The following is a 4,367-nucleotide window of genomic DNA, read 5'->3' as shown; positions in this document are numbered from 1 at the left end:
GTGAGTTTCCGGTAAGCGTGCGTGACTGTGGTTGAGCCGTGCTGATAGCTTGTGCTGAAAGAGGGAGGCACAGAGCATGGCGACGGAAGGGGTGGGCTATCGCGAGGATGTGGAGCAAACACGGCGGCGATTCGCGGAGTTTCGGCAGACCCACATAAGGCGGGCGCGTCTGCCAAGGGAGTTATGGGGCGCAGCGGCGAAGCTGGCGCGGCGGGACGGGATCGCAGCGACGGCACGGGTGCTGGGCGTGGACCGGCCGAGCCTTCAGAAGTGGACGGATCGCTTGGAGCCTCGCGCTTCCAAGTCACCGAAGTTCGTGCGTCGGCAGCGGAGAGACCAGAGTGCCTCGCCCGCCTTCGTGGAACTGCTGGCGGCGAGCACAGCGACGGCTACCAGTTGTGTGGTGGAAGTGGAATCGGCCAGCGGCGGAAAACTGCGGCTGGATTTAAAAGGCATCGCCACCAGCCAACTGGCCGAACTGATCCGCGCGTTCGCCGCGTCGTAGGTCATGCTGGCGATCACGCCGCAGATGCGGATTCTGGTGGCGGTGGAGGCGGTGGATTTCCGCAAAGGCATTGACTCCCTTGCCGAGCTGTGCCGCGCCAAACTGAATGCCGATCCGTTTTCGGGCAGCGTCTTTATCTTCCGCAGCCGGCGCGCGACCGCGATCAAGATTCTGGTCTACGACGGGCAAGGATTCTGGCTGGCGACGAAACGTCTGTCGAAGGGCCGGTTTCGCTGGTGGCCGCAGAGTGAGGACGCAGCCAAAATCCTGCGTGTACATCAGGCGCAGGTGCTGTTGGCGGCGGGCAATCCGCAGATTGACGCGGCACCGGTGTGGCGCCCGATTTGAAAGCGTCGTGAGCGGATCATTTTTTACTTGCGTTCCGAAACCGGTTCTGGCACACTGCTGCTATGACGATCTACCGGGGCCGGAGCATTACCGGCGAACAGATCGCCTTCATCCGGCAGCTCATCCAAGACCGTCCGGAGTTGAGCCGCTGGAAACTATCGCGGGAGCTGTGCCAGATCTGGCAATGGAAGCAAGCCAACGGAGCTCTGCGCGACATGGTGTGCCGCGGATTGCTGCTCCAACTCCATCGTACGGGGCAGATCGAGTTGCCGCCGGTAAAACGTACCGTGCGGAATCGCATCGCCGAACGGGCGCGGCCCACGCACGTGGCGATGGAACAGCGTCCCTGGGAGGGCTCGTTGAACGAGCTAGGCCCCCTGGAGCTCGTGGAAGTGCGGCGCACGCCGGAAGAGGCCCTGTTTAATAGCTTGCTCGAACAACATCATTATCTGGGTTACCAGCGGCCGGTGGGCGAGCATCTCAAGTATCTGGTCCAAGCACGCGGCCAGGTGATCGCGTGCCTGGCGTGGTCGAGTGCGCCGCGGCACCTCAAGTTGCGGGACCGCTACCTGGGATGGAGCGATCTGGCGCGCGAGCGCAACGTGCACTTGCTGGCCTACAACACACGGTTTCTGATTCTGCCGTGGATTCGAGTTCCCCATCTGGCCTCGCACCTGCTGGGAAGCATGGCCAGGATCCTCTCGGCAGACTGGCAGCGGATCTACGCGCACCCGATTTATTGGCTGGAAACCTTCGTCGACACGTCGCGTTTTCCGGGTACCTGTTATCGCGCGGCGAACTGGATCGAGATCGGGATGACGCAAGGCCGCGGGCATCGCGCGGCCACCTTCGCGCAGACGCGTCCGGTCAAGAAGATGCTGGCCTTGCCCTTGCATCGCCGGTACCGGGAGATCTTGAGCGCATGAAACGGCCGCGGCTGGACCTCAATCTGGAAGAGCTGGACCGAATCATTGAGCGTGGGACGCAGGCGCCGCTGACGGAATCGGAAAGCGAAAAACTCAAAAGCGCGCTGCACGCCTTAGCGGGCATGCTGCCGCAGCCGCGCTCCACCGAAAAGACCAAAGACGTTTTAGGACAGCCTGAAACCTCCGAGCCGAAACCGAATCCGGATAAACCGCCGGGCCATGGGCGCAACCGCGCATCCTCTTACACCGGCGCGGAACAGGTTGCTGTGCCGCATCCCACGATGAAACCGGGGGACCCCTGCCCGGGTTGCGGAAAAGGCAAAGTATATCCGCAGCAAGAGCCGCGAGTGCTCGTGCGTCTGATGGGGCAAGCGCCACTGGCGGCCACCGTGTACGCGCTCGGCCGGCTGCGCTGCAACCTGTGCGGGGAAGTGTTCACGGCTCCGGAGCCGGAAGGCGTGGGTCCGGAAAAATACGACGAAACTACGGCGGCCATGATCGCGCTACTCAAGTACGGCAGCGGAATGCCGTTTTACCGGTTGGAGAAGCTGGAACAGTTGCTGGGGATTCCGCTGCCGGCCTCCACGCAGTGGGAGATCGTGGAAGAGGCGGCGGAGGTGATCCAAGCCGCACGCGACGAGTTCATCCGGCAGGCGGCCCAAGGTGAAGTGTTGCACAACGATGATACTTCCATGCGCGTGCTGAAGATGGCGCGCGAGCCATCGGATGATCGGACCGGGGTCTTTACCAGCGGTATCGTGTCCACGCAACAAGGGCAGCGCATCGCGCTGTACTTCACCGGCCGCCAGCATGCCGGCGAAAACCTGCGGGACGTGCTCCAGCATCGCGCCGAAGGCATAGCCGCGCCGGTGCAGATGAGCGATGCTTTGTCGCGCAACACCTCTGCTCTGGGTGGCGTGCTGCCCGAGGGCGTCCAGATTCTGCTGGCCAACTGCCTGGCCCACGGACGCCGCCAGTTCGTCGAGGTCGCGGCCAGTTTCCCGGAAGCGTGCCGCTACGTTCTGGAAACTTTGGGCGACGTATATAAATATGATGCGGAAGCTCGCGAGCGCAAACTATCGCCCCAGGAGCGGCTGCTTTTCCATCAACAGCACAGCAAACCAGTGATGGAAAACCTGCAGCAGTGGATGGAAGCGCAGTTTGCCCAGCATCTGGTCGAACCCAACTCGGGCTTGGGCAAGGCCATCACGTATTTTCTGCGTCATTGGAAAGGCTTGACGGCGTTTCTGCGGGATGCCGGTGCGCCGCTGGACAACAACATCTGTGAGCGCGCACTCAAGCGCGCCGTGCTGCATCGCAAGAATGCATTGTTTTACCGCACCCTGCACGGCTCCGAGGTGGGCGATCTGTTCATGAGCCTGGTCCACACTTGCGAGCTGGCGGGTGTCAATGCTTTCGACTACCTCAGCCAGTTGCAGCGCCACGCTGTCGAGCTGGCAGCGAATCCGGCCGCGTGGATGCCCTGGAACTACCGCGAACGGCTGGCCTAAAACCATCGACTCCGGCCATGCTAAAGTGATATCCCGAAATGCCCCCCAAGCGGGCTCTCCAGAAGACGAAATCCGACCACGTTTTTGGCCAGACACGCAGGCCAGCGAAAATGTTGCGGGCGGCCCTGTATGCGCGCGTTTCCACCAACGATCAGCAGACACTAGCCATGCAGAACCGGGCCATGCGGGAGTATGCGTCCCGGCGTGGCTGGACGATTGGGTTACAAGTCCGCGAGGTGAACTCCGGGGCAGCGCGGCGGGAGGCTAGAGAGAAACTGCTGGACGCAGCCCGTCGCCGGGATATCGATCTGGTGCTGGTCTGGCGGCTGGATCGTTGGGGCCGGTCCGTAACTGACCTGCTGGCGACACTCCAGGAACTGGAGCATCTCGGCGTCGGCTTCGTTTCCCTGACCGAGGCGCTGGATCTGACCACGCCCGCCGGTCGGGCGATGGCCGGACTGCTGGCAATCTTTGCTGAGTTCGAACGCGAGATCTTGCGCGAGCGTACGCGGGCCGGTCTGGCACATGCGCGCGAGAACGGAAAACGGCTGGGCCGACCAGCCACCGCGGCCGTCCATGCTGCGGAAATCCAGAAACTGCACCGCGCCGGCGTCAGCAAATCTGAAATCGCTCGCCGCCTTCGCATCGGGCGCACCTCCGTCCGCCGAATCCTGGGAGCAAGGTCATGAAAAGACCCAAGCGGGACGCTGAGCGGGAAGACCGCATCCACAACGAAGCGATCGTCGATGCTGGGCCGGATGAACAGGCGATGAGCTGGTATTACTACCTGGAAAGCAAGATCAGCTTCCCGTTCCGGGCGAGATGCGTTGCCGCGACCGCCGTATCGCCGCTCCGCAAGGGTGAAACCGTCGAAGTGTTACGCATGGCTGTTGAGGACGCCTGCGAGCATGACATGTTCGTGCAGATTCGTTGGTCGGGGAGGAAACTGGCCGTTCCACTTTCGCAACTCAGCGCCCTCGACCCGGACGAATCAACCGCCGAAGCCATCGGCGACTGGCATTACTGGGTCGCGCAGGGCTACTGCCTGTAATTTACGCACGGCTGCCGAAAGCTCAC

Annotated in this window: 6 protein-coding genes; all 6 read left to right on the top strand. The window is 62.4% G+C overall.

Going from position 1 to position 4,367, the window contains the following annotated elements:
- Window positions 1-76: 76 nt before the first annotated feature.
- The 6 genes from VJR90_01035 to VJR90_01010 all read left to right on the top strand — a co-directional run bounded on the left by VJR90_01035 (window position 77) and on the right by VJR90_01010 (window position 4,341).
- Window positions 77-505 carry a hypothetical protein gene (locus tag VJR90_01035; GenBank protein ID HKV96060.1) on the top strand — a complete coding sequence of 143 codons (429 nt, stop codon included), beginning with the start codon at window positions 77-79 and terminating at the stop codon, window positions 503-505.
- A gap of 3 nt (window positions 506-508) precedes the next feature.
- Entirely contained in the window at window positions 509-853 is a 345-nt protein-coding gene (gene tnpB / locus VJR90_01030; GenBank protein HKV96059.1) for an IS66 family insertion sequence element accessory protein TnpB, read from the top strand.
- A 62-nt stretch (window positions 854-915) separates the two neighbouring features.
- Entirely contained in the window at window positions 916-1,779 is an 864-nt protein-coding gene (locus VJR90_01025) for a Druantia anti-phage system protein DruA (GenBank protein ID HKV96058.1), read from the top strand.
- A complete protein-coding gene (locus VJR90_01020) occupies window positions 1,776-3,290 on the top strand; it encodes an IS66 family transposase (GenBank protein ID HKV96057.1) in 1,515 nt (504 codons plus the stop codon). Before VJR90_01025 ends, VJR90_01020 begins: the two co-directional genes overlap by 4 nt.
- Window positions 3,291-3,400: 110 nt before the next feature.
- Window positions 3,401-3,979 (top strand): recombinase family protein, encoded by a 579-nt coding sequence (locus VJR90_01015; GenBank protein HKV96056.1) that lies wholly within the window; start codon window positions 3,401-3,403, stop codon window positions 3,977-3,979.
- On the top strand, window positions 3,976-4,341 hold the full coding sequence (locus VJR90_01010) for a calcium-binding protein (protein ID HKV96055.1): 366 nt from the start codon (window positions 3,976-3,978) through the stop codon (window positions 4,339-4,341). Before VJR90_01015 ends, VJR90_01010 begins: the two co-directional genes overlap by 4 nt.
- Window positions 4,342-4,367: the final 26 nt, after the last annotated feature.

The organism is Gammaproteobacteria bacterium (assembly GCA_035279405.1).
Taxonomy (GTDB): Bacteria; Pseudomonadota; Gammaproteobacteria; order Natronospirales; family REEB76; genus REEB76.
The sequence above is the reverse complement of the archived record's forward strand: the minus strand, read 5'-3'. Positions and strand labels throughout refer to the sequence as shown.

Excerpts from the sequence above, each read along its gene's own strand:
- VJR90_01035 (HKV96060.1), top strand. The coding sequence starts at position 77 with ATGGCGACGGAAGGGGTGGGCTATCGCGAGGATGTGGAGCAAACACGG.
- tnpB (HKV96059.1), top strand. The coding sequence starts at position 509 with ATGCTGGCGATCACGCCGCAGATGCGGATTCTGGTGGCGGTGGAGGCG.
- VJR90_01025 (HKV96058.1), top strand. The coding sequence starts at position 916 with ATGACGATCTACCGGGGCCGGAGCATTACCGGCGAACAGATCGCCTTC.
- VJR90_01020 (HKV96057.1), top strand. The coding sequence starts at position 1,776 with ATGAAACGGCCGCGGCTGGACCTCAATCTGGAAGAGCTGGACCGAATC.
- VJR90_01015 (HKV96056.1), top strand. The coding sequence starts at position 3,401 with ATGTTGCGGGCGGCCCTGTATGCGCGCGTTTCCACCAACGATCAGCAG.
- VJR90_01010 (HKV96055.1), top strand. The coding sequence starts at position 3,976 with ATGAAAAGACCCAAGCGGGACGCTGAGCGGGAAGACCGCATCCACAAC.